The organism is Sphingomonas paucimobilis NBRC 13935 (assembly GCF_000739895.2).
Classification (GTDB): domain Bacteria; phylum Pseudomonadota; class Alphaproteobacteria; order Sphingomonadales; family Sphingomonadaceae; genus Sphingomonas; species Sphingomonas paucimobilis.
This window is the reverse complement of record NZ_BBJS01000058.1, coordinates 39,830-65,941: the sequence shown is the minus strand read 5'-3', so window position 1 is coordinate 65,941 and position 26,112 is coordinate 39,830. Positions and strand designations below refer to the sequence as shown.

The window sequence follows — 26,112 nt, the reverse complement described above, 5'->3', positions numbered from 1 at the left end:
ATGCTGGCCCTCCAGATGTTCGCGTTCGTCGATCAGTTGCCGCTGGACCGCAATCTCTGAGCGGCTATGCTGTTCCTGTTCGCGTTCATATAAGGCGCGTAGTTGCCGCTGGACCGCAATCTCTGAGCGGCTATGCTCCTCCGCGCGTCCGTAAGCCAATCCGCATAGTTGCCGCTGGACCGCAATCTCTGAGCGGCTATGCTATCCCAGATGCAGAGTCAAAAGCGGCGGTAGTTGCCGCTGGACCGCAATCTCTGAGCGGCTATGCTCTTGCGGCCCCGATGGCGACCCGATCGCGCGTTGCCGCTGGACCGCAATCTCTGAGCGGCTATGCTAGCGCGCGCAAGCGATGGCCGGGGCGCGCCGTTGCCGCTGGACCGCAATCTCTGAGCGGCTATGCTCCGGTGTTGCCAAGGTGGAATTCGGCGACAGTTGCCGCTGGACCGCAATCTCTGAGCGGCTATGCTCGGTCCGGTCATCAAGCGGGGACGCAGGGTGTTGCCGCTGGACCGCAATCTCTGAGCGGCTATGCTGGATGGTGGGGTATCGCGTTGATCTGCAACGACGAAATCCACCATCCGGCATAGTCAAAACGGTCGCGAAGCATCAGAACAGGGCCAGTTGGTCGGGGTTTTTGCGCGGTTGCCGGCGGGATTGGCCGGCGAAGCGGATGATATTCTCATATTGGCGGTCGGTGAAGCTCAATATGTGGATCTCGCCCTTGTCGGGCAGGTTCGCCTCGATCCGGCGTAGATAAGCTTCCATCTGCTCCTTGCCGCTGCAGAAACGGGCATAGACCGAGAACTGGCTCTTTTCGAACCCTTCGTCGAGCAGATATTGGCGGAATTTGGTGGCGGCGCGCGACTCGGACTTGGTGGTGACGGGCAGGTCGAACATCACGAAAATCCACATCAGCCGATATCCCGACAGTTGTGCCGCGCCGCTCGCGGGGATGGGCGTGGTGGCGAGACGCGGGCTCATCGCCCGATCAATCCGTCCAGGGCGGCCAGTTCCAGCGCGGAGGGGGGGCGCGGGCAGGATCAGGTCGGTGGCGCGACCGCTCTGGAAGCTGCGTGCCAGGGTCTGCGCGGTCCGCTGGATGGCGAGCCAGACGGTGGTGATACCGTCGTCCAGCATCAGGTCGACCGCGATTAGGCCGGCATAGGCGCGCTTGGCCTCGGACGTGACGCCGGTGATGTCGTGCGCGATCAGCCGGATGGTCAGGGCATCGACCAGCGCGCGGAACGGCTCGATCACATCGTCGGCCAGCGCGAAGGGATTGCCGCGATGCGCGTGATGGACGCCGATCGACGGGTGCAGCCCCGCCGCCACGACCGCACGGGCGCAGGCGGCGCGCATCACCGCATAGCCATAGTTCAGGAGCGCATTGGCGCCTTGCGCATCGCGGTCGCGCCGGAAAGCCTCGCCCATCAGGGTCGGCCAGTACCGGCGCGCCGCCTGCGCCTCGATATTCTCGGGGTCGCCCGATCCGACCTTGCGCGCCAGATGATCGAAGGCGGTGGCGGAGTGGCCATTGGCGGCCAGCACCGCGCCCTGCCAGCGGATCTTGGCCACCACCAGCGCACGCCAGAGCTGTTTGGACAGCGGACGCCCGGCCTCCCATTGTGCGCGCATCCGGCCGTTCTGCGCATGATGACCGTCGATCGGCAGGCAGATGGCGGCCGGGCTGTGGTTGCTTCCGCACAACAGCATCACCGCACCGCGCTCGGCCAGTGCGACGATCAGATTGGTCGACCAGGTGACGCCGTGCGCATGGACGATGACCGCGCCGACATCGTCGAGCGGCACCCGGCCGACCTCGACCCGCTCCTCCGAGACGATCAGGAAGCCGCGATGGGCGGACAGATGCCGGTTGTCGGTGGCGATATCGACGATCCGTTCCAAACCCATCGCGGCGGCGTCCCTCGTCAGTCGACCGGCGCGGCGCGGGGGCGGGTGCGCCGTACGGACTTGCGGGCGGGGAAGCCGGGGTCGAGCACGCGGCCCAGTTCGTCGATCCGGACTTGGCGTGCGCGCCAGCCTTTCAGCGTGTTGGGGGAGGGATAAAGATAGCGAAACGGATCATCGGCATTGCCGTCGCGAGTCTTAAGTGAGCCGCCTTCATGCGGGGGCGCGACGGCGAATTGCTTTTCGGAAAATTTGACGACGCGAACCAGTTCACGATCCCCTTCGGTCCGTTCGATCGCGAGTATGTCGTTGCGCTGCAGACTGAGAATCTTGCGGGCGGCGGGATGCGGCCGTGCCTGTTCGGTCGACTGATGCGCGTCGAACATCGACACGACCTGACATCGCCATTTGCCGTCCGGCATTTCCCAGACATCGTAACGGTAATTGCTGTCACCCTTATAGCCCTTATAGGCCCGGCCCTCGGCATCGCGGATCGGGATGACGGTCAGCGTTTCGACCACGCGGACCCGGCGGATGCCGCGATAGAGAAGCGGCCCCAATTCGTGAAACCGCCCGATCCGTGCCTCGAACGCCTTGCCGTCCAATCCCTTGGTGAACTCGGCCAGCGCGTTGCGTAGCAGCGGATCGCGGACCCGCGCGATGTCGGCGGGTTTCTTGATCGCCGATAGCGGTATGCGGCGCACGACGATGCTGTTGCCCTTGGCGTCGGTCTCGCCGGTCAGGCCATAGGCGGTGTCGTTGTGAAGGCGGCCGGCGGTCTGGTCGCGGCCGCGCGCCAATCCCGCCTTGGCCACGGTGCCATGGTCGGGACGGTGCGACACGATGATCCCGTTGACCGCCACGCGCAGATCGTCGCGAAAGCCGTCCCAGGGAGCGGGAATATGGATGCGCTCGCGCCCCTCGCTACCGTCCTGGCCCGAAGCGCGGGCGATGGCCTGCAGCATCCCCCGATCGACGATCGCGACGACCAGCGCGTCGATCGCGTGATGGCGGTGGTCGAGCCGGTTCTTGGGCTGGTCCGCGCCGCCGCCGAAATTATGGTCGGGCAGCAGGTCGTTCAGCCCCAGTTTGCGCCGGACCATTTCCGTGAGCCGACCGGGTGAAACCCAGACATGGCCCGATCCCTCGCCACGCCCGGGATAGAGCCAGGACAGATATTCGCGCGCCAATCGGCCGAGATATTGCGTGTCGACCAAGTGCCGCGCCAGGAAGCCGTCTTCCGTCGCAAAGCGCTGCATCGCATCGGGCTCGAACCGCCAGCGCTTGGGCTTGGGCAGGCGAGAGGCACGCTCGGCGATGTCGGGCCAGCGGTCGGTATGTCCCCAGGCCTCATAGGGCGACCGGCGGCGCTTCTCGCGATTGGCCTCGCGCAGGCAGAGCAGCTTGTTGCCGTTCGAATCGTCCAGCGTCTGGGCGAAGGGCAGGATGTGATCCACCTCGACCCGGTCGGAAAACAGCATGTCGATCGAAATCTGCTCGCCGGTATAGATGCAGCGCCGGTCGAGGACGTTGCCGGGATTGAGTTCTTCCCACAATTTCAGCAGCGCACGGTTGGCGCCGGTATCGCGCTGGCGGATTTCCTCCAGCTTCTTCGAGCGCCCCTCGGCGGCCAGCCGGTTGTCGCGATTCTCGCTATTGCGCTTCTTCTTCTCGTCCTCGCTCAGCTTCAATTCGCGGGCGAGTTCGATCGCGATCTCCTTGGGCGGGCCATAGGCGCGAATCAGTCGGTTCACGACGTGGCGCAGTTGATTCAGCCCGATATGGACGGTCGGGTTGGTCAGGCGGCCGATCCGCATCTCTTCCGGATCGGTCGGCTCGGCGGTGCCGGGCATGATATGGCGTTCCAGGGCGACGCCATAATAGGGGAGCTCGGTGACGTCCTCGTCATCGCGGTCGTGCCGCAGATCGCTGTGATGACCCAGTCCCGAGCGCTGCACCGCCTCGCTATAGACGACCACCCGGCCATCCTCGGTCCGGTCGTGGAGCAGCGAGTCGATCAGCGTCGTGGTGGCGGTCGGTCCGAAGCGGCCATGGCCCTGTGGCAATCGCGCGCCCAGCACCGCCGCGGCCTGTTCGGGCAACAGGTCATAGGTCTGGCTGATCCAGTCGCGAAACGCGGCTTCGTCCGCCTGGCTTTCGAGCGCCATCAATCGGTGGACGACCTCCCATTGCTGGTCGCCCGACAGATGCTGCCAGCGGGTGCCGAGACGCGTCTTGGCACCCAGCTCGGCCGCCACCTCGTCGCCCTTCAACTCGGTGCGGTTCTCGCTTTCCTTGTTGAACCGCGCGGCGCTGTCGAGCTTCAGCGTCTTGCGCAGCGTGGCGAAGCTGACGGTGCGCTTGTCCTTCAGCTTCAGATAGAGCGTGTCGCGCTCCTCGGGCGTCAGGCGCTGGGCGATCTCGCCGGGCCGGACGATCATCAGCGCGTTGATCTCCTCGAGCAGACGGCGCTTCTGGAACAGCGGATGCGCCTTGGGCAGGCGCGTCTCGCCGGCGACCAGCGTACATTGCCCGACCTGCGGCGCGCGGAGCGGACGCTGGTGGAAGATGATCTCGTACAGCCGGTCGTGGACCTGCTGCGTCAGCGTGTCGGGGTAATGCGGTGCCTGCGCGGCCCAAATCTCCTCGAACTCCTCGGCGATCAGCGCGCGCGAGGGGTAGAAGTCATAGCCATCGCCCTTCGCCCCCTCGCCGGTTTCAGGGCGCAGGCGTGTACGGACCGAAGGGATGTGATTGGCATCGGTGGCGGCTCGGCGGCGCTGATGCAGGAACTCGCCCAGCGTGCGGGCGCCCTGCTCCTCCATCTGCTGATTCAGTCGGTCCACACCGACCGCGATCTTGCCCGCTTCGTCATCCTGGCCGCGATCCGCCTTGCGGTTGGACTGAAAGCCGCGCCGCTGATTGAGGTGGAACAGCGCCCGGCCGATTTCGAACAGCGACAATTCCTCGTCGAGCGCGCGGGCGCGCAGGGCATAGGGGTCTTCATCCGCCAGCCTCTGTCGATCGGCCTGATCCGCCGGAAACAGGCCATCGCGGATCAGATATTTGAGGAGCGCGGCCTGACGCTGTTTGAACCGGTCACGCCGCCGTCGCATGGCCCGCGCAGCACGCCGATCGACCGCCAGCGAGGCCCCGGACTTGGGATCGCGCCCATCGCTGAAGATGCGGGACCCCATGGCGAGGATGCCGATGGGATCGCCCGCGCGATCCAGCCGCAAGGCCGCCCAACCCAATGAGTTCGCGCCGAGATCCAGTCCAAGCCGCCAGTCCATAGCTCCCCCGTCCATCCTGTTTCCCCCGATGATGGACCCCTTTGTCTATGGAAAAAAGGGCTTGGAACGGAACGCAAGATCGATCCGAATTGGAGGCGACCGGGCTTGACCGCAGTCGTCGATTGGGCAAATTTCCAATCCTCAGAGATTGCGGTACTGGCGGCTAACAAGCAGTCATGTCTGCACCAGATAAGGCCAGCGCTACGGCGCTGGCTTTTTTCTTGTCCGGTGTATCCGGCGTCGACCCAAAGAAAAGGGCGACGGAATGATGCCCCGCCGCCCCCTTATCGTTCAGGCCATAAGGCGGCCGGGCTTACACCTCGACCCCGTCCCCGTAATTCGCCAGTTCGTCGCCCATGATCCGAGTGACGTGCAGCACGTTGGTCGATCCCGGCGTGCGGAAGGGGACGCCGGCCATCAGCACGACCTGGTTGCCCGCCTCGGCGATGCCGTGGCGCAGCGCCATGCGCTTGGACTTGGCGACCATCTCCTCGAAGGATTCGACGTCGCGGGTGTGCACCGCGTGACAGCCCCAGAGCAGGCCCAGGCGGCGTGCCGTTTCGAGCTGCGGGGTCAGGACCAGGATCGGCACCGAGGGGCGCTCACGCGCGACGCGGCGGGCGGTCGAGCCGCTGGTGGTGAAGCAGATGATCGCCTTGGCCGAGACCGTGTTGGTGATCCGCGCCGCCGCCTCGGCCAGCGCGTCAGCGGTCGTCGGGTCGGGGGTCATGGCGGTGAAGTGGACACGCTCGCCGTGACCGGGGTCGTTTTCCACCGACACGCCGATCGCGTTCATCATCGCGACCGATTCGACCGGCCAGGCGCCTGCCGCCGACTCGGCCGACAGCATGATCGCGTCGGCGCCGTCGTAAATGGCGGTCGCCACGTCCGACACTTCGGCGCGGGTGGGCGAGGGGCTCTGGATCATCGATTCGAGCATCTGGGTCGCGACGACGACCGGGCGGCCCATGCGGCGCGAGACCTCGACGATGCGCTTCTGGAGTGGCGGCACCGCCTGGGGCGGCAATTCGACACCCAGGTCGCCGCGCGCGACCATCACGCCATCGCACTGCTCGACGATCTCCTCTAGCCGGTCGATCGCCTGCGGCTTCTCGATCTTGGCGAGGAGCGCGGCGCGCCCCTTGATCAGGCCGCGCGCCTCCATCAAATCCTCGGGCCGCTGCACGAAGGAGAGCGCGATCCAGTCCACGCCCTGCTCGACCGCGAAATTGAGGTCCGACCGGTCCTTCTCGGTCAGCGCGGCCATGGGCAGCACCACGTCGGGGACGTTCAGCCCCTTGTTGTTCGACAGCGCGCCGCCGACCTCGACCAGCGTCGTGATCTTCTCCTCATCATGGAAAGCCACGCGCAGGACGAGCTTGCCATCGTCGAGCAGCAGGCGCGCGCCCGGCTCGATCGCGGCGAAGATTTCCTTGTGGGGCAACTCTACACGGGTCGCGTCGCCCGGCGTGGGGTCGCGATCAAGGATGAAGGTGCTGCCGGTCTCCAGCATGACCTTGCCCTCGGCGAACTTGCCGACGCGCAGCTTCGGGCCCTGAAGATCGGCCAGGATCGTGGTCGGGCGGTCGAACCGTTCCTCCAGCGCGCGAATCGCCTGGATCAGCGGGATCTTCGACTGCTGGTCGCCATGGCTCATATTGATGCGGAAGGCGTCGGCACCTGCCTGAAACAGGGTGGCGATCATTTCGGGATCGCTGCTCGCGGGGCCGAGCGTGGCCAGGACGCGGACTTTGCGCGAACGAGGGGGGAGAGCCTTGATCATGTTCACATCCTGCTTCTTTTCGGCCTGTGTCCTAAAGCCTAATGCGTTACGATCAACCTAGGAGCGACGAATATGGCCGATGCGGTGGATGCGTTGAATGCAATCGATGATCAGGCCGCGGCGGCGGCGTTCCGCCGACTGGTCCTGCACCTGCGCCACCGGACCGATGCGCAGAATGTCGACCTGATGGGGCTGGCGGGCTTTTGCCGCAACTGCCTGTCCGACTGGGTGGGCGAGGCGGCGGGCGTCGACAAGGCGACCGCGCGCGAAGCGATCTACGGCATGCCATATGATCAGTGGAAGGCCGAGCACCAGGCCGAGGCGACCTCGGAGCAACTGGCGCGCATGGCCGAAAGCGTGAAGAAGAATGCGTGAACAGCCGGCTTGAGCGCTGGCCCGGAACCGCCTAGACCCGCCGCCGATCCCGACATTCGCGCCAGACGGCCCGCCGCCCCAGGCGATGGGCATCGGGGCGGCGATCCGGTCGGGCTCTTCGGGGCATACAGGATTTCAAAAGGTTAAGATGATGGCGGACGAGAATTTCGACAGCAGCGGCAATGTCACGGCCGACGAACTGCGCCTGCTGATCGAGCGGGCCGAGCGGCTGGAAGAAGAGAAGAAGGGCATTTCGGACGACATCAAGGATGTATTCGCCGAAGCCAAGGCGCGTGGGTATGATCCCAAGGCGATCAAGAAGATCATGGCCATCCGCAAGAAGAAGCGGGAGGAATATCAGGAAGAGGAAGCCATCCTCGAAGTGTATATGAAGGCGCTGGGCATGATCTGATCCCGCTTTCGGGTTCGGATATGCGAAGGGCGGCGGGGCGAGGGCTCCGTCGCCCTTTTTGTTTGTAGCCGGCGGTGGGGGGTGGCCTTCGACTTCGCTCAGGCTTAACGGGGGGGCTTGCATAGGCGTTTGTCGATGAGCCGTTCTTGGACTTTGGAGAGAATAGCGCCGCCATGTTGGCGCTTGCCGGTCACACCCTGACCGGGCATGACTTCGGTCCATCATGCTGATCTTTGTCCTCGCCCTGCTTGCCGCAATAACCGACGAGCCTTTCCCGGAGCAGATGCCGGTCCTCATGGAAGCTTGTCTGAACGAAGCGATCGAGGCAAATTACGTTACCGAAACGGACAGCAGCCACAAATATATCTGCTCCGGTGCGGCGGCCGACAAGCTATGGGCCTTTCTGGAACGGCATAAGATTCAATCCTACGAGCAAGATCAGCCGGAGGGACGCTGGCTGAGTCGGGAATTTCCGCTCGGCGGCTGTTTCAAGCGCGTCCGGATGCCGGATGGCGGACCATTGGTCGAAGGGTTGTCATGCACGATCTGGATACCACGGCCGATGATCAAAGCCGCTGCCCCAAAGCCCTGATCATCGGGCGGAGTGCCGAAGCGTAAGTTTGCGGTTTCTTCACTTCAACCTCCGTTCCCCTCAAGCGAAGTCGAAGGCCAAGGGAAGCCCCTCAACCCATCTCCGCCGCCTGGGTCGTCCAGCCCAGCCGCGGAATCGTGATCGATCGCTTCCCCGTCAGGTCGGTGCGGCACACGAACAGGTCGCGGCTCTCGATATAGGCGATCAGCCGCTTCACCCGGCCCAAAGAGCTGGTGCCATAGGTCTCGGCGATCTTGGTATCCGGCGGGCAGGGCAGGCCCTCGCGCGCGGCCCTCGCCACCAGCAGGAACGCGCCGAGCATGTCGTCGGGCAGCATTCCGGCCAGCGCCAGCGCCTCCTGCCAGTCGGGATCGTTGACGTCGAAAATCCCCGCCCGTGCGCAGGACAGCCGCCGGGCGAAGCCGTTCAGGTCGAGCGGCGGCCGGGCCAGCCCCGCCATCCGGCAGCGCACCTGGAAATCCTGGAACAGCACCGAGGCGGGGCGGAAGGTCGATTCGGGGTCCTCGACGATCGCGCGCAGTACCTGTTCGTAGATCGCCTCGACCTCGGCCTCGTCCATCTCGGGCGCGGCCGGCGCGGCGGTCGTGGGCAGCGGCGGGCGGCCGAGATCGGCCATCAGTTCCTCGGCGGGGACCCGGCGCGGGCGCGGGTCGAAGGTCATCGGCAGGGTGGGGGCTTCCTCGACGGGCGCGAAGAGCAGTTCCTGCAGGTCCGGCGGCGGCGCGTCGGGCAGGGGGGTCAGCTTGGGGCTGCCCGACCGGGCCGAGGTCTCCACCGCGCCGATCTTCACCGTGATCGGCCGCCGCGAGACGGCAGGCCCCAGCGCCAGGAAGGTACCGCGCGCCAGATCGCGGATCGAGTCGGCCTGCCGCCGCTCCATGCCGAGCAGATCGGCGGCGCGCGCCATGTCGATGTCGAGGAAGGTGCGACCCATCAGGAAATTGGAGGCCTCCGCCGCGACGTTCTTGGCGAGCTTGGCGAGTCGCTGGGTCGCGATCACGCCCGCCAGGCCGCGTTTGCGCCCGCGACACATGAGGTTGGTCATGGCGGACAGCGAGGCGCGGCGCACCTCCTCCGACACCTCGCCGCCGGTGGTGGGGGCGAAGAGCTGTGCCTCGTCCACGACCACCAGCGCGGGATACCAATGCTCACGCGGCGCATCGAACAGGGCGTTGAGGAAGGTCGCGGCGCAGCGCATCTGCCCCTCGATCTCCAGTCCTTCCAGGCTCAACACCACCGAGGCGCGATGTTCACGAATCCGCGCGCCGAACCGCCCGACCTCGCGTTCGGCATAGTCGCCGGCTTCGATCACGACATGGCCATAGGCCTTGGACAAGGTGACGAAATCGCCCTCGGGATCGATCACCACCTGCTGCACCTGGCCCGCCGACTTTTCCAGCAGGCGGCGCAGCAGATGCGACTTTCCCGACCCCGAATTGCCCTGCACGAGCAGGCGGGTCGCCAGAAGCTCCTCAAGATCGATCGGCACCGACGAGCCTCGCTCGTCGGTTCCCATATCCACGCGTACCGTCATGACTCTGGCGTTTGGCCGATCAACGCCCCAAGGAGCAAGGCATTTGATTCCCAGCGGAGCCCCTTGCCCATGGCCCTGTCGACCGCCGCCGAAACCGCCCGCCGCGCGCTGGGCAAGCCCTTTGCCGAACTGGACGAGGAGGAACGCCAGGTTCTGACCGATATCGAATCGGGCAGCATCAGTACACGCGACGCCGCCGATGTCGCGGACGAGACCGCGACGTTGGGCGAAAAACTGGCCGATCGGGTGGCGGCGGTCGGCGGCAGTTGGGGTTTCATCATCGCATTTTCGGTGGTGCTGCTGGGATGGATGCTACTCAATTCGGATGTGCTCAGCCATTTCGGGCTGGTCTTCGATCCCTATCCGTACATCTTCCTCAACCTGATGCTCTCGACGCTGGCGGCGGTCCAGGCGCCGGTCATCATGATGAGCCAGAACCGGCAGGCGGCGAAGGATAGATTGGCCGCCAGCCTCGACTATCGCACCAATTTGCGCGCCGAGATCGACATCCTGCGCCTGCATCACAAACTCGATATCGCGGTTATTGAACGGCTCGACTCGCTGGAGGCGAAGATCGACGGGTTGGCAAAGGCCCTTGCGCGGTCGTAAAGAGCCCGATCATCTCAAGAGGCACCGATGGCAGGCCACAGCAAATTCAAGAACATCATGCACCGCAAGGGCGCGCAGGATAAGAAGCGCTCGGCGGCATTTTCCAAGCTTTCCCGCGAAATCACCGTCGCGGCCAAGATGGGCACGCCCGACCCGGACATGAACCCGCGTCTGCGCGCCGCCGTCAACGCGGCCAAGGCGGCCTCGATGCCCAAGGACAATATCGCGCGCGCGATCGACAAGGCCTCGCGCGGCGACGGGGAGAATTACGAGGAAATCCGTTACGAGGGTTTCGGCCCCGGCGGCGTCAGCCTGATCATCGAGGCGCTGACCGACAATCGCAACCGCACCGCGACAAACGTGCGCACCGCGGTGTCGAAGAATGGCGGCAATCTGGGCACCGCCGGTTCGGTCAGCCATGGCTTCGACCGGATGGGCCTGATCAACTATCCCGCCAGCGCGGGCGACGCCGAGAAGGTGTTCGAGGCCGCGCTGGAAGCGGGTGCCGAAGACGTCACTTCGTCGGAGGACGGCCACGAGATCTGGACGGCGCAGGCCGATCTGCACGAAGTCGCCAAGGCGCTGGAGCCCGTGCTGGGCGAGGCGGAAGGCGCCAAGCTCGCCTGGCGGCCGCAGACCATGGTTGCAGTCGATGAGGCGGCGGCGGCGACGCTGTTCAAGCTGATCGACACGCTGGACGATGACGATGACGTCCAGACCGTCTGGGGCAATTACGAAGTCTCCGACGAAGTGATGGAAAAGCTGGCCTGATCCCATTCCTCCCCAAGTATGGCTTGGGGAGGGGACCGCCGGGCAAAGCCCGGTGGTGAGGGGTAGGAACCATAGATTACCCCTCGCAAGGCAGAAGATGACCCCACCCCCCGCCATCATCCTTGGCCTCGACCCCGGTCTCGGCACCACCGGCTGGGGGGTGATCGCGGCGGAAGGTAACCGGCTGCGCCATGTCGCCAACGGCCAGATCAAGACCGAGCCGTCGATGCCGCTGCCCCGGCGGCTGGCGAACCTGCACGCCGCGCTCTACGACGTGATCCGCCAGCAACAGCCGGACGGCGCGGCGGTGGAAGAGGTACTGGGCAACAGCAACGCGCAATCAACGCTGAAACTGGGCCAGGCGCGCGGCATCGTCCTGCTCGCTGCGGCGCAAGCGGGACTGATCGTCGGCGAATATCATCCCAGCATCGTCAAGAAGGCGACCGTCGGCACCGGCGGCGCGGACAAGAAGCAGGTGCAGGCGATGGTCGGTCATCTGCTCCCCGGTGTGAAGCTCACCGGCCCCGACGCGGCCGACGCGCTGGCGGTGGCGATCACCCATGCGCATCATCTTGCCAGCGCGCGGGCGATGCAGCGACGGGCTTCGGCCATTTAGAAGACATGGTTCACGAGGAGGCGCGGAGACGCGGAGGTGTGCCACTCGCCGCGTCAGCGGCCCTCTGATCTCAACCGTCGGCAAAGCCCGCATGTCGTCCGGCAAGGCAACATCTCCGCGCCTCCGCGTCTCCGCGCGAACAAAATTATCCCGCTTCGCGGCGTCGCGTGATCCATTTTCCGTTCCACCGAAAGACGTGACGAAACCCCCGTTTTGTTCTAATCCGGCCGCATGATCGCGCATCTCAAGGGACGTTTGGACTCCACCGGCATCGACCATGCGGTTATCGATGTCGGCGGTGTGGGCTATCTGGTCGGTGCGTCGGCGCGCACCTTGTCCGTCATCGGTTCGGTGGGCGAGGCGGCGATGCTGCATACCGAGATGCTGGTGTCGGAGGATTCGATCCGGCTGGTCGGCTTTGCCAGCGCCGATGAGCGCGACTGGTTCCGGCTGTTGACCGGCGTGCAGGGCGTGGGGTCGCGGGTGGCGCTGGCGATCCTGTCGGCGCTCGAACCCGCCGACCTGATGCGGGCGATCGCCAGCGGCGACAAGGCGATGGTCGCGCGCGCGAACGGCGTCGGGCCGAAACTCGCGCAGCGGATCGTCATGGAGTTGAAGGACAAGGTCGGCGGCATCGTGCTGGCCCCCGGATCGGGTGGCGGTGCGGCGGCGACGGTCGGAGCGGGTGCGGATGCGGTATCGGCGCTGCTCAACCTGGGCTTCCGCCCAGCCGAGGCCAGCGCGGCGGTGGCCTCGGCGGAAGAGGAATTGGGGGCCAGTGCTTCCCTGGACGCGCTGGTGCGGTTGGCGCTCCGGAAGGCGGCGAAATAGCGGTGGTGGGGCGTGGGCTTCGACTTTGCTCAGCCTGAGCGGCTGTGGGTAGCTTACAAATCTCCGTTCAGGCTGAGCGAAGTCGAAGCCCAAAGGAAACCCTAACCCAGCAACCCCGGTACCTCCTGCCCGGCGAAATGCGCCTCCAGATTGGCGACCACCATGTCCGCCATCGCCGCTCGCCCCTCCCGCGTCGCGCTGCCCTGATGGGGGGAGAGCACTACATGGTTCATCCGGCGCAGCGCATAGGGCACATCGGGCTCGTCGGCGAACACGTCCAACCCCGCGCCGGCGATCCGGTGGGCGTCCAGCGCGGCGATCAGCGCCTCTTCGTCGACCAGGCTGCCGCGCGCGATGTTGACCAGCACCCCGTCAGGACCCAGCCGGTCCAGCACCGCCGCATCCACCACGCCCTTCGTCTCAGGTCCGCCCGGCGCGGCGAGGATCAGCACGTCGCTCTCCTCCGCCAGCGTGGCCAGGTCGGGCACGAAGTGCCACGCGACCGGCTTGGCCGAACGTGCGGTGTAGAGGATCTCGCCGCCAAAGGGCTCCGCGCGCCGGGCGATCGCCTGGCCGATCCGGCCCAGCCCGAACAGGCCGATCCGCCGCCCGCTGGCGCGCCGGCCCAGCGGCACGGTCCAGTTGCCCATCCGCATCGCCCGGTCGTTCGCCGCGATCCGCCGGTCGACCGCCAGCCACAGCGCGATCGCCTGGTCCGCGACATCCTCGGTCAGCACGTCCGGGGTGATCGCGATGCGAATGCCGCGCGCCGCCACGGCCTCCCGGTCGATGCCGTCATGGCCGACGCCGTGGACCGCAATGATTTCCAACTCCGGGAGTCGGTCGAGCAGGTTACGATCGACCGTCATCATGCCGCCGCCGACCATGGCACGGGTGGTGGCGGGCGGTGTATCGCGATAGAGCGTGTAGTGGTCGGCAAGCGCCAGTTCGAGCGCGGGCGGTATCTGGGTGGCCAGGAAGAGATCGTGCGGCATATCCCCCATTTAGCGCGATTCTGTACGCGAGTCCGCCACCCGGATCAGCTTCGCTCGGAGCATGGCTGTCCCTGCGGTGCATCGGCTGCTATGTTCGTGCAATGTTCGCTGATGCTTCCCCGATCCTGATGCTCGACAGTCGCCCGGCGCAGCCGCTAGGGCGCGCGCTATGACCGATCAGGATCGCCTCTTGTCCGCCAGCCGCCGTCCCGAGGATGTCGATGCTGCGCTTCGTCCGAAGAGCCTGGACGAGTTTGTCGGCCAGCATGCGGCGCGCGACAACCTCCGTGTCTTCATTCAGGCCGCGAAAGGGCGTGGCGATGCGTTGGACCATGTGCTGTTCTTCGGGCCGCCGGGGCTGGGCAAGACCACGTTGGCGCAGATCATTGCGCGCGAAATGGGGGTGGGCTTCCGCGCGACCTCGGGCCCGGTCATCGCCAAGTCGGGAGACCTCGCCGCGCTGCTGACCAATCTTGAGGATGGCGACGTCCTGTTCATCGACGAGATTCACCGCCTGCAACCGGCGGTCGAGGAAGTGCTCTATCCGGCGATGGAGGACCGTGTCCTCGACCTGATGATCGGGGAAGGCCCCTCGGCGCGGTCGGTGCGGATCGATTTGCCGCGCTTCACGCTTGTTGGAGCGACGACGCGGCAGGGGTTGCTGACCACGCCGCTGCGCGATCGTTTCGGCATTCCGGTGCGGTTGCAATTCTATACGGTCGAGGAATTGACCCGCGTGGTGACGCGTGCCGCGCGGCTGCTCGACCTGCCGATCGCCGAGGATGGCGCGATCGAGGTCGCGCGGCGTTCCCGCGGCACGCCGCGTATCGCCGGGCGGCTGCTGCGCCGGGTTCGCGACTTCGCCAGCGTGGCGGGGCATGAGATCGTCCATGCCGCCGCCGCCGACCAGGCGCTCAACCGGCTGGAGGTCGACTCGCTGGGGCTGGATGCGATGGACCGGCGCTATCTGACCATGATCGCCGATGTCTATCGCGGCGGCCCGGTCGGGGTGGAGACGCTCGCCGCTGGCCTGTCCGAACCGCGCGACACGATCGAGGAGGTGATCGAGCCCTATCTCATCCAGCTCGGCCTGCTGGCGCGGACGGCGCGGGGGCGAATCTTGAACCCGGGCGGATGGAAGCATCTGGGCCTCAATCCTCCGGTCGGGTCGCAGGACGGATTGTTCGACACCTGAGGGGGGAGGGGCGTGGCCTTCGACTTCGCTCAGGCTGAACGGCGGCGGGTAATATGGCTTGGCTCCCAAACTCCGTTCAGCCTGAGCGAAGTCGAAGGCCAAGGGCCAACCCTCAGGACTTGGCCGTTGCCGGCTCCTGGAAGCACGACGGCTTGTCCTCCGGCATCATACCGCCGCCTTCACGCTCATTCCGCCTTTTCCTCGCGATATTTCATTTCCAGATAGCGCCCCCGCGTCGACAGGCTGTCGAGATCGGCTTGGGCCAGCCGCTGGGTCATGTCGCCGATCTCCTGCTCGATCAGCTTCAGGCCATCGACCAGCTGCGCGTCGGGCGTCCGCCCATTGCGCTCGACCCGGCGTAGCGGCTCGGGCACGCGCTCATAGTCGCGGAGGAAGGCGGGGAGCTGCTCGCCGATCAGGCGGCGGACCTCCATCGCCTCGACCGTGTCGTTGTCGACGGCGGCAAGCTGCGGCGACAGGGTTTCCAGCCGCTGGCCGATCCGGTCGACCAGATTGACGGCCGGGGCGGGCAGGCGGGGGCGCTGCGCCTCCAGCCAGCGTTCGGTCTGCGCGGGGAGCGCCTTGATATCGACCTGGGCCAGCTTGGCGGGGCTGGGCGCGCGCGGGGCGGGGGCCAGCGCGATCATCAGCGTCACCGCCAGCATCAGCATCATCGCCGCCAGCGCGCCGAAAATGCCGATCCCGCCGGGCAGGATCAGGCCGGTCACCATCGCCGCGATCAGGATGGCGGCGTTGGCGATGGCGATCAGGATCACGCGGCGCACCGCCGAGCGCGCCTGGCGTCGGACGCGCTTGACGGTGGCCTGGGCCGTCCCCCGATAATCCTGTGAGATGCGCGCCATCACTTCGCGCGCACGCTCGATCTGGGCATCGACCTCGTTCGAGCGGGGCGTGGTCACGGGATTACAATGCCTCCAGCTTGAAGGACGAGGCGGACGATCCGCCGGTCAACTGCGGATTGGCCGCCCCTTCGGCGCGGGCGATATAGCCCTTCGACTTCTCGACCTCCTGGCCCAGCGTGTTGACCGTGGTCTTCATCGAATCGAGCGCCTTCAGCTTGAAGCTGTCGATCGCATCCATCGTGTCATAGATGTTCTGGAAGGCGCGTTGCAGCGTCTCCAGCGGAATGGTCGAGGCCGCCGCCTGCTCGTGGATCTGCGCGGTCTGGCTGCGCAGCAGCTTGCCGGTCGAATCGATGATGTTGGCGGTGGTCGAGTTGAGCGCGGTGATCTGGTCGAGCACCAGCTTCTGGTTGGCCAGTGCCTGCGCCACGGTGACGGCGGTGCGCAGCGCCGAGACGGTGGTGGTCGAGGCGCGGTCGACGCCCTTCACCAGCTCGACATTGTTCTTCTTGACCAGGTCGAGCGCCAGATAGCCCTGCACGGTCACCGCCATCTGGGTCAGCAGGTCCTGGGTCCGCTGGCGGGTGTAGAACAGCGCGGTCTCGCGGATCGCCTTGGCTTTGGCCGGATCGGTATGATCCAGCTCATTGGCCTTGTCCTCCAGCCGCGCGTCCATCGTCTTGGACAGATGGATCATCTGCTCCAGCCGGCCCATGGCGGACCAGAGATTGGCGCGTTCGGTGTCGATCGCGGCATTGTCCATCAACAGTTCCTCGCGGCCCGAGGACAGGCTCTTGAGGATCGCGGCGATATGCGTCTGCGACGAGCGATAGCCGTCGAAATAGTCGCGCATTTTGTTGCCGAAGGGCAGGATGCCGAGCAGCTTGCGCGGCGCGGACAGATTGCCCTGCTTGCCGGGGTCGAGGCTTTCGACGACGCGGCGCAGCTCGGTCAGGTCCTTGCCGACGCCGGTTTCGCCGTCCATCGCCTTGACCGGGCGATCGAGGAAGCGGTTGGACTGGCTGGCCGCCTCGCGGATTTCCTTCTGCCCCATGGCGGTGATCGCATCGACACGACGGCCGAATTCGGGGCTGTTGACGTCCTGCGCCACCAGTTCGGCGACGAAGCCGTCGACCTTTTCCTCCAACTGGGTGCGGACCTTGTCGTCGACGGGGACGAGCCCGGCGGCCTTGGCGGGCGCCACCGTCGGCACGGGATCGGGCGGCGTCAGCGTCAGCCCCTTTTCCTCGGTCGCGGTCTCGGCGGTCGTGGCCATGCTCAAAGTCTCCAAATGCCTTGAGCGATAGTGTGGAGGGGAAGGCCTCACGGTTCAAGTGTGTTACTGGAATAATACGTGATGCGTGGGTCCTTCCAACGGCCGTTCAGCCTGAGCGGAGTCGAAGGCCACGTACCGTCCGGCGTGGATGATGCGATAGCGGATAGGGATTCCCGTGGCCTTCGACTGCGCTCAGGCTGAACGGAGGATGGGGAAAGGTAGGGGGTGCTTCCCCCAAATGAAAAGAGGCTGCCGAGGCGTCATCGCGACGACCCGGCAACCCCTAAACATGGTCAGCGGCCGGAGAGCTCCAGCCCGGGAGACCATGTGGGCCTCACGACATCCAGACACGACCGTTGTTTGGGGGAGGATACCCCCCGGCCGCATCCATCAATGTCAGAAGCCAGTCCCCCGAACGAACTGAACCGACCCCATTGCTGAACCATGAGACATCGGATCACCTCCTTTCGCTAGTGGATAGCCAACGCGCCCGATCAAGGACGCAAAGGCAATGTGTATAGTCCGATCGCGATAAACAAGTCTTGTAATGCGATGGGGTTTGCCCGACTATCTTGCGCCCGCCGGATCAGGCGGGTTCATCCCCGGCAATCCTCGATCACCCGCCCGACCTCGGCATAGGCCGGGATGATCAGTGGCGGCTGTCCGGCCTGCTCGATCGTGAAGCGGCCGCGGCTAAAGGCCATGGCATCCAGCAACCGGTCGTTGCCGGCCAGCACCAGTTCAGCGCCTGATGCGCCTGCTTGCGCGGCGACGTTGCGCACCGTGCTCGACGTGCGGATCGTCCAGGCGCCGGCGACCGATCCGGGGCGGTTCAGGCGGACGGTCCGATTGCGCAGGTCGCAGGAGAGGATGAGGCGGGGCGCACCCGCCACGCCGAAGGTCGATGTCGAGCCTTGCCCCGTCCGCTGATAGCGCCAGTCGCCCGGCGTCAGCGGCCAATCGCGCCAGTCCGCCCCCAGTACGGGGCGCGGCTCGGGCGCGGGGCGCGGGGGTTGCTGCACCGGCGGCGGCGCCTGGGGCGGCGTGGTGGCGGGGATACAGCCCGACAGGGCGGCGGCCAGGATCAGGGTCGAGGCAAGCGGGGCAAAGGACAGGCGACGCATCGCGCCCAGCCTATGGGCGAGCGGCGTGCCGTGCTCAACCCCGTGCTGCGACGGGCCGTGCCGGGGCGGCGGGCATCGGAACCTGGGCTCAGGGTAACGGGTTCATCCGTCTAAACGGAGGTTAATTATGGCTGATCACGACACCCCCACCCTGATCCTCGTCCAGTCCAATGTTTCCGGAACGTTGAAGCTGGAAAGTCGGGACGGCGACTCGATCGGTAGCGTCCATGCCTTCATGGTCCACAAGCGCTCGGGGCGTGCCACTCATGCGGTGCTGGCGCTGGGGGGCTTTCTGGGCATGGGCAAAAGCTTCTATCCGGTGCCGTTCAGCCTGTTGCAGTTCGATCCGGTGAACGACCAATATGTCATCACCGTCGATCGCCGCCTGCTGGAGGGCGGCCCGAGCTGGGCGAACAATGCGCCAGTGTTCGACCAAGCCTATGCCGACCGGGTCGCGGGCTATTATGGCGTAACGACGGAGAATCTTGACCTGGGATAACACGTCATTGCGAGGAGCGAAGCGACGCGGCAATCCAAAGCGTCTGGACCCGTGGCCCTGGATTGCTTCGCTCCGCTCGCAATGACAGACCGGCGTCAGTTCGCCTTGCGCCCGCTCGCGAACTTCTTGCTCTTCCCGAATCGCGTCTTGCGCGTACCCGGCTTGCCCTCGTTCGAGCGGCCCATGATCGGCGCCTTCTGCTCATGGACGGGCAGGCCGAGTTCCTCATTCTCCAATTGCCGAATCTCGTCGCGCAACCGGCCCGCTTCCTCGAATTCGAGGTCCGCGGCGGCCTTGCGCATCTTCTTCTCGAGTTCCTCGATATAGGCGCGCAGATTATGGCCGACCATGTGCGGACGGTCCTCGTCGATCGGTACCGTCACCTGATCGCCCGACGCCACATGCGCGATGATGTCGCCGATCTGGCGGCGGATCGTCTGGGGCGTGATGCCATGCTCGGTGTTATAGGCCATCTGCTTCTCGCGACGCCGTGACGTCTCCGACATCGCCCGTTCCATCGACCCGGTGATCCGGTCGGCGTAGAGGATCACGCGGCCATCGACGTTGCGCGCCGCGCGCCCGATCGTCTGGATCAGCGACGTCTCCGAGCGCAGGAACCCCTCCTTGTCGGCGTCGAGGATCGCGACCAGCCCGCACTCGGGAATGTCCAACCCCTCGCGCAGCAGGTTGATGCCGATCAGCACGTCATAGACGCCCAGCCGCAAGTCGCGGATCAGCTCGATACGCTCCAGCGTCTCGACGTCGGAGTGCATGTAGCGGACCTTGATCCCCGCCTCGTGCATATATTCGGTCAGGTCCTCCGCCATCCGCTTGGTCAGCGTGGTGACAAGGGTGCGATAGCCGAGTTCGGTCGTCTTGCGCGCCTCGATGATCAGGTCCTGCACCTGCTCCTCGACCGGCTTGATCTCGACCGGCGGGTCGATCAGTCCGGTGGGGCGGATGACCTGTTCGACGAAGACGCCGCCGGTCTGCTCCATCTCCCAATTGCCGGGCGTGGCCGAGACGCTGACCGTCTGCGGGCGCATCGCGTCCCATTCGTTGAACCGCAGCGGCCGGTTGTCGATCGCGGAGGGCAGACGGAAGCCGTACTCGGCCAGCGTGATCTTGCGCCGATGGTCGCCACGCGACATGCCGTTGATCTGGCCGATGGTCACATGGCTCTCGTCGACGAACAGCACCGCGTTTTCGGGTAAATACTCGAACAAGGTGGGTGGCGGCTCGCCGGGCAGGCGGCCGGTCAGGAAGCGGCTGTAATTCTCGATCCCGTTGCAGCTGCCGGTCGCCGCGATCATCTCCAGATCGAAATTGGTCCGCTGCTCCAGCCGCTGGCGTTCCAGCAATTTCCCTTCGGCCTCCAGCTCTTTCAGACGCTCGGTCAGCTCGAATTTGATCGCCTCGACCGCCTGCTTCATCGTCGGGCCGGGGGTCACATAATGGCTGTTGGCGTAGATGCGCACCGAGTTGAGATGCGCGACCTTCTTGCCGGTCAGCGGATCGAACTCGACGATCTCCTCGATCTCGTCGCCGAAGAAGGACACGCGCCAGGCGGAGTCCTCATAGTGCGACGGGAAGATTTCGAGATTGTCGCCCTTCACCCGGAAATTGCCGCGCATGAAGGCGGCGTCGTTGCGCTTATATTGGAGTGCAACGAGCTTGCGGATGATCTCGCGCTGATCGACGCTCTGGCCCTTTTTTAGGTCGAAGATCATCGCTGAATAGGTCTCGACCGAACCGATACCATAGAGGCACGACACCGAGGCGACGATGATCACGTCGTCGCGCTCCAGCAGCGCACGTGTCGCCGAGTGGCGCATCCGGTCGATCGACTCATTGATCGAGCTTTCCTTCTCGATGTACGTGTCCGACCGGGGCACATAGGCCTCGGGCTGGTAATAGTCGTAATAGCTGACGAAATATTCGACCGCGTTGTTCGGGAAGAAGTTCTTGAACTCCCCGTACAACTGCGCCGCCAGAATCTTGTTGGGCGCGAGGATGAGGGCAGGGCGCTGCAATTCCTCGATCACCTTGGCCATGGTGAAGGTCTTGCCTGAGCCGGTGACGCCGAGAAGCACCTGATCCTTGTCGCCCGCACGCGCGGCGGCGGTCAGTTCGCGGATCGCGGCGGGCTGGTCGCCGCTGGCGGTGTAATCCGTCACCAGTTCGAACCGCTTGCCCCCTTCGGCCTTTTCGGGGCGCGACGGGCGGTGGGGGATGAAGCTGACCCCGGTTTCGGGCTCGTCGAGGGTGGTGCGGATCTGGATCGCCATGGAAGCGAATATGGGTATCTGTTCCCGTTTCGTCACCCCATGGAAATCCACAGATTCAAGATGAGCCGGCCCGGTGGGGCCGGCCCCTACTCACATCAGCATTTGCCAATGACCTTGGTCAGGACGACATGGCCGGCGATCGAAATGGTGATCTTGACGCCGGTGGGAATTTTCCAGGTCGTGCAAATGTCGAGACAGGCTTGGGCAGCGGTGCCATCGGGAAAGGGCGTCGGAATGGGTAGGCAAATGCTGCCAAAGCCGAGCGGCAGCTTGAGGCAGATCTGATGGTTTTGCACGGCGACGCTGATACATTCGGAACGAACAGAAAGCTCACCGCTGGCGGCGAGGTCGACACCCTCCATGTCCTGGCTGCGCTGGGTCAGCAGTTCGTCATGCTTCTCGAAAATATCGAGGACAGCCTGCGCCTTTTCTTCGCTGAATGCGTATGTCGTCATGATTTTTCTCCCTCAACTAGAATCCTTCTGGCGCGGGATTTATACTGTGACTCAGTATGGTGAGTCTTCGATGTCATAAAACAGTTTCATCCGAAATATCATCCCTTTCGGATGTTGCATGACAGCACTGAGAAGGTGTTGAATGTTATTACCGAAGTCGGCGGACCTGCGGCGTGTCAAGGCAGTGACGCATCGTGGCATCGTCGGTTTGCCCCGATACTGGCCGCGCCATTACAGGACCGATCGATACGGGCTGGCCCAATTTTATCGCCGCGAACCGCGCACCTGCTCGTGCCTTCGAACCGCGCATCGCCGCATCGAGCAGCTTGGGCGGCGTGTCATAGGCCTCATAGGAGAGACGGAACGTTCCCCAATGAATGGGGATCGCGGTTGAAGCGCCCAGCCGCTCGAAGATCTGCACGGCTTGCGGTGGCCCGATATGGCTGCCCGCCGCCATCTGGCCGGGGACGAAGCGGAACGCGCCGATCGGCAGCAGCGCCAGGCGGACGGGCCCCAGCCTAGCCGCCTCGGCGGGCCAGCGGCCATCGCCCATGCCGGTGTCGCCCGCGAAGAAGATGTTGCCGCCGGGCAGCTTGACCACGAAACTCGACCAGAGTGCCCGGTTGCGATCGGCGAACCAGCGGCTACCCCAATGATGGTTGCGCGTGACGACCACCGACACGCCCGGCCGGATCACCCGTTCGCGTCCCCAATCAAGCGCGGTGGCGGGCACGCCCACCTGACCGATCACGCTGTCATTACCCAGGCTGGTGACGATCAGCGGCCTGTCGCGCTGCCAGAGCTTCTTCAGCGTCGCCTGATCGAGGTGATCATAATGATTATGGCTGATCAGCACGAGGTCGATCTTGGGCAGGTCGTCGAACGCCACGCCCGGTTGCGCGACCCGCTTGGGACCGAAGCCGAACGGTCCCGCCCGCTCGGCATAGATGGGGTCGGTCAGGATGTTGAGGCCTTGGGTCTGCACCAGCACCGTAGCATGGCCGATCCAGGTCGCGACCATGGCATCGCCCGTTACGCGCGCCGCCGGACGCGAGGGGTGGACCGCGACATGGTCCGGCCAGGCCGGCCGCCCGTCATCGCCGGTCAATTGCCGCCAGAGAAAACCGCCTCGCCCACCGGCACGCGGTATGCGGAGCGTGTCGGCATCGCCGTCGGGGTTGAAGAAGCGCTCGCCGTCATAATGGCCGCTTTCGGGCCCTTCATAATAGAGACGGTCGAGATAATGCGGGACGATCGTGGCGGCGAGCCCGATCAGGATGACGAGAAGTGCAAGGGTCTTGGCGATCAGGCGGACGGCTTTCATGCGCTCGCCATGCCCTTATCCGCCGGGTGGCAGACGCTGGCGGCCCCAAGGACCGTGTCGGACATATCCATCATCTGCTCCTGGCGTCAGCGCGAAAGCCGGGCGACCCGCATCTGCCACAGCATAAGAAGCGGGACGACACCCAGTTCCATCACCAGTCCGAACTGATGTCCCGTGGAGGGCGCGCCCTCCACCATCCAAGAGGTGAGACGTGCCAGCCCTCCCGCCACGACCAGCAGACCCAATAGGTGGAACCGCGCGCCCTTGCGTTCGATCGCCGGGATGCATGTGACGAAGGCGAGGCCCAGCCCCAGGAAAATGCCGGAGACATAGCGGAACTGGCTGTCCAGATCGGTGGGCACGATCGGCGGATGGCCCAGCCAGCGCGGACCCAGCACGACGCTGATCCCTCCGATCGATAGTGGCACCAGACAGGCGATGGCAACCACCGCCTGCAGGGCGCGGCGCTCACGAAGCGACGCGCTCAATCCAGGATTTCCTTGCGGACATGAATGGCACGCAGCGAAATCCGCACCTCCACGGTGAAAGCGACCAGGCAGAGAATCAACAGGCTGACCGACAGGATGAAGGCGATCGCGATCCAAGTACCGAAATGATATTTGCCGATATTGGCGATGAACAGCACCGCGATGACGATGCACGCCATCACCGCGCTCGACACCGCCATCAACAGCGCCGCATTGATGATCGACATGCGCCGATCGAGCAGCCGCAACTCCCATTTGTGACGCATCAGGTCGGGGCCGTGGTCGATCTTGTGGATCATCAGCTCGAGCGCCCGGGCGCGGTCGATCACGCGCGCCAGTCGCCCGGCGAGCACGTTGAGCAACTGCCCGATCGCCGCCAGCATGAAGACCGGGGCAAGCGACAATTGGATCGTCTGGGCGATGGTGGTGACGGCGGGCAAGGTCGGCATGGTGGCCAAATGGTGGCGTGCCCGTCGCGTCGCGACAAGGGGGGATATGGCGCGGGGCACCCCGATCCTGTCCCGCAGCGGTTATTCCGCGTCGGTGGCGGCGAGGATCGTCTCGATCTCCTGCTGCGATATGCCGAATGCGCTGGCCAGCCCGGCAAGCGAGGCACCGCGTTTGGCGAGTTCGCGTATCCGCCCCTCATCGACCAGGGTCGTATAACCACGCGTGTCGCGTTGTTCGCGCACCACATCCTTGCGGCCGGAGGTGCGGTGGCGCTTGGCGGCGGCGGCATGGGGATCGCGTGCGGCGGCGGCCGTTTCGGCGTCGCGGCGCGCCGCCCGTTCGGCCTCGCGTGCCGCCGTCTCGCGCAGCCGGTTGGCGGCGCGTGCCTCCATCCGGTCGGCCATGATCGCAGAGCGCTGGCCTTCGCGCTCCTGCCTAGCCTTGGCGCGCGCGGCGGCGCGTTCCTCCAGGCTGTCATTGGTGCGGATGCGCAGTCCGCCACGCGGCGGCGTGACGCCCCAGCTATCGTCGACCATCGTCTTGCCCTCAATCCCGTCGCGCCTGCGATTAGGTCCACGCGACCGCCTTTGGCAACCCGAGCGCGAGCCGCTTGTTATAGGTTGATAAAATAGGCTGGGAGGATTCGCGGTGAACCCGATGCTCGACCCCGATCTGATCGAATATATGGACGACGCAACATTGTTGGAGGCCTTCGCCCTCGTCCAGGAAACGTCCGACCAAGACGATCGCGACGTCATCCTGGCGGAAATGGCACGACGCAATCTGGGCGGCACCACGCCCATGGCGCCCGTCCGGATGGAGTGTCGTCCTTGAGCCGATATCAGTCGGTCACTGCCGGATATACCGGAAATACCACACCTCATGCCCCTGACGGCGCGCCTTGCGCTCATAGCGGGTTTCCGGCCAACCGGCGGGGCGGGTGAGGAAATCGGCGGGGGTGCGGGCCTGCCAGACGAAATCCTGGCGCGCGTTCATGATCATCATCGACCAGTGGCAATAGGTCGGGTCGTCGGTGCCCAGCCGGAACTCGCCGCCCGACTTCAGCTTGCGCGCGATCGTGTCGAGCGGGCCATGGTTCATCATCCGCCGCTTGGCATGGCGGGCCTTGGGCCAGGGATCGGGGTGGAGCAGATAGACGCGGGTCAAGCTGGCATCGGGCAGCCGCTCGATCACCTCCAGCGCGTCGCCCATGTGCAGGCGGACATTGGTCAATTCGCGGTCGCGGATATGGCCGAGTGCCCCGACAACGCCGTTCAGAAACGGTTCACAGCCGATGAAGCCGGTGCCCGGTGTCGCCTCGGCCTGTCCCGCCAGATGCTCGCCCGCGCCAAAGCCGATTTCGACCTGAAGCGGACGCTCGTCGCCGAAGAGCCGCATCGCATCGAGCGGCCCGTCCTCGGGCACGCTGAGCGTCGGCAGCATGTCTTCGACCAAGGCGGCCTGGCCCTGGCGCAGCTTATGGCCCTGTCGCCGGCCATAGAGGCGGCGGATCGTCGTCGGATCGTTCATCGCCGGGCCCTTAGCCTGGGCAGGGGGTGGGAGCCAAGGGTGTGTCCGCTCGTTGGCGTGCAATGGCTGAACACGACAAATCGCAAAATGAAGGGCAGGAGGGCGAGGCGCAAAAGGCCGCCGATGCCAAGGAACTGCACCGCGCGGTGCGCGAGGCGGGGGAGGCGGAACTGGATCGGCCGGCCGGCGCGCTGTTCTGGTCGGGGCTGGCGGCGGGGATCGCGATCCATTCGTCACTGATCGCCGAGGGCGCGCTTCATGCCGGCCTGCCCGATGCGCCGTGGCGGAATCTGGTCGCGGCGCTCGGCTATCCGGTCGGTTTCCTCGTCGTGATCCTGGGGCGGATGCAGCTCTTCACCGAAAGCACGATCACGGCGATGCTGCCGCTGGTGACCAAACCCTCGGGCTGGGCGTTGCGGCGGACGTTGCGGCTGTGGGGTATCGTGCTGCTCGCCAATCTGATCGGCACCGCGCTCGCCGCCGGCATGGTCGCGGGCGGGGCGCTGGGCAATGCCGAAATCCGCGAATCGATGCTGGCCGTTTCGGAGCGGATTCTCGCGCTGGGCGGGTGGGAAACCTTCGTCAACGCGATACCGGCCGGCTTTCTGATCGCGGTGGTTGCCTGGATCTTGCCCAATGGCCGGACCCAGGCCTTCTGGATCATCCTGGCGATCACCTATGTCATCGCCATCGCCGGATTCAGCCACTCGATCGTCGGTGCAGACGAAACCTTCCTGCTACTGTTCACCGGCAAGGTCGATGCGGCGCGGGCGTTCTTCGGGCTCTTGATCCCGGCGATCCTCGGCAATCTGGTCGGCGGCGCGGGGCTGTTCACGCTGCTGGCGCATGGCCAGGTGCAGGGGGAGGCGCGAGGGTAAGC

26 protein-coding genes and 1 CRISPR repeat array are annotated in these 26,112 nt (G+C 65.4%); of the genes, 11 read left to right on the top strand and 15 right to left on the bottom strand.

Features of this window, described 5'->3' with window-relative positions; all coding sequences use genetic code 11:
• Positions 1-35: 35 nt before the first annotated feature.
• A CRISPR array of direct repeats spans positions 36-533; the repeat unit is 36 nt; unit sequence GTTGCCGCTGGACCGCAATCTCTGAGCGGCTATGCT.
• A gap of 73 nt (positions 534-606) precedes the next feature.
• The 3 genes from cas1 to pyk form a co-directional block, all read right to left on the bottom strand.
• Positions 607-1,911, bottom strand: a complete 1,305-nt coding sequence (gene cas1 / locus SP6_RS17900) for a type II CRISPR-associated endonuclease Cas1 (RefSeq protein ID WP_232253954.1) — start codon at positions 1,909-1,911, stop codon at positions 607-609.
• Positions 1,912-1,928: 17 nt separating this feature from the next.
• Positions 1,929-5,201 (bottom strand): type II CRISPR RNA-guided endonuclease Cas9, encoded by a 3,273-nt coding sequence (cas9, locus tag SP6_RS17895; RefSeq protein WP_007407075.1) that lies wholly within the window; start codon positions 5,199-5,201, stop codon positions 1,929-1,931.
• Between the two features lie 313 nt (positions 5,202-5,514).
• On the bottom strand, positions 5,515-6,984 hold the full coding sequence (gene pyk / locus SP6_RS17890) for a pyruvate kinase (RefSeq protein WP_037570213.1): 1,470 nt from the start codon (positions 6,982-6,984) through the stop codon (positions 5,515-5,517).
• Between the two features lie 72 nt (positions 6,985-7,056).
• Here pyk and SP6_RS17885 point away from each other — a divergent pair, with 72 nt between their 5' ends.
• The 3 genes from SP6_RS17885 to SP6_RS17875 all read left to right on the top strand — a co-directional run bounded on the left by SP6_RS17885 (position 7,057) and on the right by SP6_RS17875 (position 8,363).
• Complete coding sequence (locus SP6_RS17885) at positions 7,057-7,359, top strand: DUF1244 domain-containing protein (RefSeq protein WP_007407068.1); 303 nt, start codon at positions 7,057-7,059, stop codon at positions 7,357-7,359.
• Positions 7,360-7,507: 148 nt separating this feature from the next.
• Positions 7,508-7,771, top strand: coding sequence for a DUF2312 domain-containing protein (locus SP6_RS17880; RefSeq protein WP_007407082.1), 264 nt, complete (start codon positions 7,508-7,510; stop codon positions 7,769-7,771).
• Positions 7,772-7,994: 223 nt separating this feature from the next.
• Positions 7,995-8,363: a hypothetical protein gene (locus SP6_RS17875; protein WP_007407084.1), complete on the top strand. Its 369-nt coding sequence runs from the start codon at positions 7,995-7,997 to the stop codon at positions 8,361-8,363.
• Positions 8,364-8,454: 91 nt separating this feature from the next.
• Here SP6_RS17875 and SP6_RS17870 read toward each other — a convergent pair whose 3' ends face one another.
• Entirely contained in the window at positions 8,455-9,918 is a 1,464-nt protein-coding gene (locus tag SP6_RS17870; protein ID WP_037570215.1) for a helicase HerA domain-containing protein, read from the bottom strand.
• A gap of 69 nt (positions 9,919-9,987) precedes the next feature.
• On the opposite strand from SP6_RS17870, the gene SP6_RS17865 reads away from it, so the two are divergent.
• The 4 genes from SP6_RS17865 to ruvA all read left to right on the top strand — a co-directional run bounded on the left by SP6_RS17865 (position 9,988) and on the right by ruvA (position 12,745).
• A complete protein-coding gene (locus SP6_RS17865; protein ID WP_007407083.1) occupies positions 9,988-10,527 on the top strand; it encodes a DUF1003 domain-containing protein in 540 nt (179 codons plus the stop codon).
• A 27-nt stretch (positions 10,528-10,554) separates the two neighbouring features.
• Positions 10,555-11,298, top strand: coding sequence for a YebC/PmpR family DNA-binding transcriptional regulator (locus SP6_RS17860; protein WP_007407072.1), 744 nt, complete (start codon positions 10,555-10,557; stop codon positions 11,296-11,298).
• Positions 11,299-11,395: 97 nt separating this feature from the next.
• Positions 11,396-11,914 carry a crossover junction endodeoxyribonuclease RuvC gene (gene ruvC, locus SP6_RS17855; protein ID WP_007407071.1) on the top strand — a complete coding sequence of 173 codons (519 nt, stop codon included), beginning with the start codon at positions 11,396-11,398 and terminating at the stop codon, positions 11,912-11,914.
• 231 nt (positions 11,915-12,145) lie between these two features.
• Entirely contained in the window at positions 12,146-12,745 is a 600-nt protein-coding gene (ruvA, locus tag SP6_RS17850; protein ID WP_007407074.1) for a Holliday junction branch migration protein RuvA, read from the top strand.
• 101 nt (positions 12,746-12,846) lie between these two features.
• Here the strand turns inward: ruvA and SP6_RS17845 are convergent, their stop codons facing one another.
• On the bottom strand, positions 12,847-13,749 hold the full coding sequence (locus SP6_RS17845; protein ID WP_007407076.1) for a 2-hydroxyacid dehydrogenase: 903 nt from the start codon (positions 13,747-13,749) through the stop codon (positions 12,847-12,849).
• A 160-nt stretch (positions 13,750-13,909) separates the two neighbouring features.
• On the opposite strand from SP6_RS17845, the gene ruvB reads away from it, so the two are divergent.
• A complete protein-coding gene (ruvB, locus tag SP6_RS17840; protein ID WP_007407078.1) occupies positions 13,910-14,935 on the top strand; it encodes a Holliday junction branch migration DNA helicase RuvB in 1,026 nt (341 codons plus the stop codon).
• Positions 14,936-15,120: 185 nt separating this feature from the next.
• Here the strand turns inward: ruvB and SP6_RS17835 are convergent, their stop codons facing one another.
• The 3 genes from SP6_RS17835 to SP6_RS17825 form a co-directional block, all read right to left on the bottom strand.
• Positions 15,121-15,855 carry a hypothetical protein gene (locus SP6_RS17835; RefSeq protein WP_007407085.1) on the bottom strand — a complete coding sequence of 245 codons (735 nt, stop codon included), beginning with the start codon at positions 15,853-15,855 and terminating at the stop codon, positions 15,121-15,123.
• Between the two features lie 4 nt (positions 15,856-15,859).
• Positions 15,860-17,074 carry a toxic anion resistance protein gene (locus tag SP6_RS17830; protein WP_007407073.1) on the bottom strand — a complete coding sequence of 405 codons (1,215 nt, stop codon included), beginning with the start codon at positions 17,072-17,074 and terminating at the stop codon, positions 15,860-15,862.
• A 596-nt stretch (positions 17,075-17,670) separates the two neighbouring features.
• Complete coding sequence (locus tag SP6_RS17825; protein ID WP_007407086.1) at positions 17,671-18,198, bottom strand: hypothetical protein; 528 nt, start codon at positions 18,196-18,198, stop codon at positions 17,671-17,673.
• Between the two features lie 127 nt (positions 18,199-18,325).
• Here SP6_RS17825 and SP6_RS17820 point away from each other — a divergent pair, with 127 nt between their 5' ends.
• Positions 18,326-18,697: a PRC-barrel domain-containing protein gene (locus SP6_RS17820; protein WP_007407070.1), complete on the top strand. Its 372-nt coding sequence runs from the start codon at positions 18,326-18,328 to the stop codon at positions 18,695-18,697.
• 95 nt (positions 18,698-18,792) lie between these two features.
• Here the strand turns inward: SP6_RS17820 and uvrB are convergent, their stop codons facing one another.
• The 6 genes from uvrB to SP6_RS17790 form a co-directional block, all read right to left on the bottom strand.
• Entirely contained in the window at positions 18,793-20,985 is a 2,193-nt protein-coding gene (gene uvrB / locus SP6_RS17815) for an excinuclease ABC subunit UvrB (RefSeq protein WP_007407081.1), read from the bottom strand.
• A 95-nt stretch (positions 20,986-21,080) separates the two neighbouring features.
• Positions 21,081-21,440 (bottom strand): hypothetical protein, encoded by a 360-nt coding sequence (locus SP6_RS17810; RefSeq protein ID WP_007407069.1) that lies wholly within the window; start codon positions 21,438-21,440, stop codon positions 21,081-21,083.
• Between the two features lie 148 nt (positions 21,441-21,588).
• Positions 21,589-22,764, bottom strand: a complete 1,176-nt coding sequence (locus tag SP6_RS17805) for an MBL fold metallo-hydrolase (protein ID WP_042469412.1) — start codon at positions 22,762-22,764, stop codon at positions 21,589-21,591.
• 86 nt (positions 22,765-22,850) lie between these two features.
• The gene (locus tag SP6_RS17800) at positions 22,851-23,252 is read right to left on the bottom strand and encodes a DUF4345 domain-containing protein (protein ID WP_007406980.1); all 402 of its coding nucleotides are present in this window, start codon (positions 23,250-23,252) and stop codon (positions 22,851-22,853) included.
• On the bottom strand, positions 23,249-23,701 hold the full coding sequence (locus SP6_RS17795) for a DUF2721 domain-containing protein (protein WP_007406979.1): 453 nt from the start codon (positions 23,699-23,701) through the stop codon (positions 23,249-23,251). Before SP6_RS17795 ends, SP6_RS17800 begins: the two co-directional genes overlap by 4 nt.
• 81 nt (positions 23,702-23,782) lie before the next feature.
• Positions 23,783-24,238, bottom strand: coding sequence for a hypothetical protein (locus tag SP6_RS17790; protein WP_007406975.1), 456 nt, complete (start codon positions 24,236-24,238; stop codon positions 23,783-23,785).
• A 112-nt stretch (positions 24,239-24,350) separates the two neighbouring features.
• Here SP6_RS17790 and SP6_RS21085 point away from each other — a divergent pair, with 112 nt between their 5' ends.
• Positions 24,351-24,536: a hypothetical protein gene (locus SP6_RS21085; protein ID WP_007406976.1), complete on the top strand. Its 186-nt coding sequence runs from the start codon at positions 24,351-24,353 to the stop codon at positions 24,534-24,536.
• Positions 24,537-24,551: 15 nt separating this feature from the next.
• On the opposite strand, the gene trmB is transcribed toward SP6_RS21085, so the two are convergent.
• Entirely contained in the window at positions 24,552-25,232 is a 681-nt protein-coding gene (gene trmB / locus SP6_RS17785) for a tRNA (guanosine(46)-N7)-methyltransferase TrmB (protein ID WP_007406970.1), read from the bottom strand.
• Positions 25,233-25,294: 62 nt separating this feature from the next.
• Between trmB and SP6_RS17780 the strand changes: the two genes are divergently transcribed.
• Positions 25,295-26,110, top strand: coding sequence for a formate/nitrite transporter family protein (locus SP6_RS17780; protein ID WP_007406978.1), 816 nt, complete (start codon positions 25,295-25,297; stop codon positions 26,108-26,110).
• Positions 26,111-26,112 lie beyond the last annotated feature (2 nt).

Excerpts from the sequence above, each read along its gene's own strand:
- cas1 (WP_232253954.1), bottom strand. The coding sequence starts at position 1,911 with ATGGGTTTGGAACGGATCGTCGATATCGCCACCGACAACCGGCATCTG.
- cas9 (WP_007407075.1), bottom strand. The coding sequence starts at position 5,201 with ATGGACTGGCGGCTTGGACTGGATCTCGGCGCGAACTCATTGGGTTGG.
- pyk (WP_037570213.1), bottom strand. The coding sequence starts at position 6,984 with ATGATCAAGGCTCTCCCCCCTCGTTCGCGCAAAGTCCGCGTCCTGGCC.
- SP6_RS17885 (WP_007407068.1), top strand. The coding sequence starts at position 7,057 with ATGGCCGATGCGGTGGATGCGTTGAATGCAATCGATGATCAGGCCGCG.
- SP6_RS17880 (WP_007407082.1), top strand. The coding sequence starts at position 7,508 with ATGATGGCGGACGAGAATTTCGACAGCAGCGGCAATGTCACGGCCGAC.
- SP6_RS17875 (WP_007407084.1), top strand. The coding sequence starts at position 7,995 with ATGCTGATCTTTGTCCTCGCCCTGCTTGCCGCAATAACCGACGAGCCT.
- SP6_RS17870 (WP_037570215.1), bottom strand. The coding sequence starts at position 9,918 with ATGACGGTACGCGTGGATATGGGAACCGACGAGCGAGGCTCGTCGGTG.
- SP6_RS17865 (WP_007407083.1), top strand. The coding sequence starts at position 9,988 with ATGGCCCTGTCGACCGCCGCCGAAACCGCCCGCCGCGCGCTGGGCAAG.
- SP6_RS17860 (WP_007407072.1), top strand. The coding sequence starts at position 10,555 with ATGGCAGGCCACAGCAAATTCAAGAACATCATGCACCGCAAGGGCGCG.
- ruvC (WP_007407071.1), top strand. The coding sequence starts at position 11,396 with ATGACCCCACCCCCCGCCATCATCCTTGGCCTCGACCCCGGTCTCGGC.
- ruvA (WP_007407074.1), top strand. The coding sequence starts at position 12,146 with ATGATCGCGCATCTCAAGGGACGTTTGGACTCCACCGGCATCGACCAT.
- SP6_RS17845 (WP_007407076.1), bottom strand. The coding sequence starts at position 13,749 with ATGGGGGATATGCCGCACGATCTCTTCCTGGCCACCCAGATACCGCCC.
- ruvB (WP_007407078.1), top strand. The coding sequence starts at position 13,910 with ATGACCGATCAGGATCGCCTCTTGTCCGCCAGCCGCCGTCCCGAGGAT.
- SP6_RS17830 (WP_007407073.1), bottom strand. The coding sequence starts at position 17,074 with ATGGCCACGACCGCCGAGACCGCGACCGAGGAAAAGGGGCTGACGCTG.
- SP6_RS17825 (WP_007407086.1), bottom strand. The coding sequence starts at position 18,198 with ATGCGTCGCCTGTCCTTTGCCCCGCTTGCCTCGACCCTGATCCTGGCC.
- SP6_RS17820 (WP_007407070.1), top strand. The coding sequence starts at position 18,326 with ATGGCTGATCACGACACCCCCACCCTGATCCTCGTCCAGTCCAATGTT.
- uvrB (WP_007407081.1), bottom strand. The coding sequence starts at position 20,985 with ATGGCGATCCAGATCCGCACCACCCTCGACGAGCCCGAAACCGGGGTC.
- SP6_RS17810 (WP_007407069.1), bottom strand. The coding sequence starts at position 21,440 with ATGACGACATACGCATTCAGCGAAGAAAAGGCGCAGGCTGTCCTCGAT.
- SP6_RS17805 (WP_042469412.1), bottom strand. The coding sequence starts at position 22,764 with ATGAAAGCCGTCCGCCTGATCGCCAAGACCCTTGCACTTCTCGTCATC.
- SP6_RS17795 (WP_007406979.1), bottom strand. The coding sequence starts at position 23,701 with ATGCCGACCTTGCCCGCCGTCACCACCATCGCCCAGACGATCCAATTG.
- SP6_RS17790 (WP_007406975.1), bottom strand. The coding sequence starts at position 24,238 with ATGGTCGACGATAGCTGGGGCGTCACGCCGCCGCGTGGCGGACTGCGC.
- trmB (WP_007406970.1), bottom strand. The coding sequence starts at position 25,232 with ATGAACGATCCGACGACGATCCGCCGCCTCTATGGCCGGCGACAGGGC.
- SP6_RS17780 (WP_007406978.1), top strand. The coding sequence starts at position 25,295 with ATGGCTGAACACGACAAATCGCAAAATGAAGGGCAGGAGGGCGAGGCG.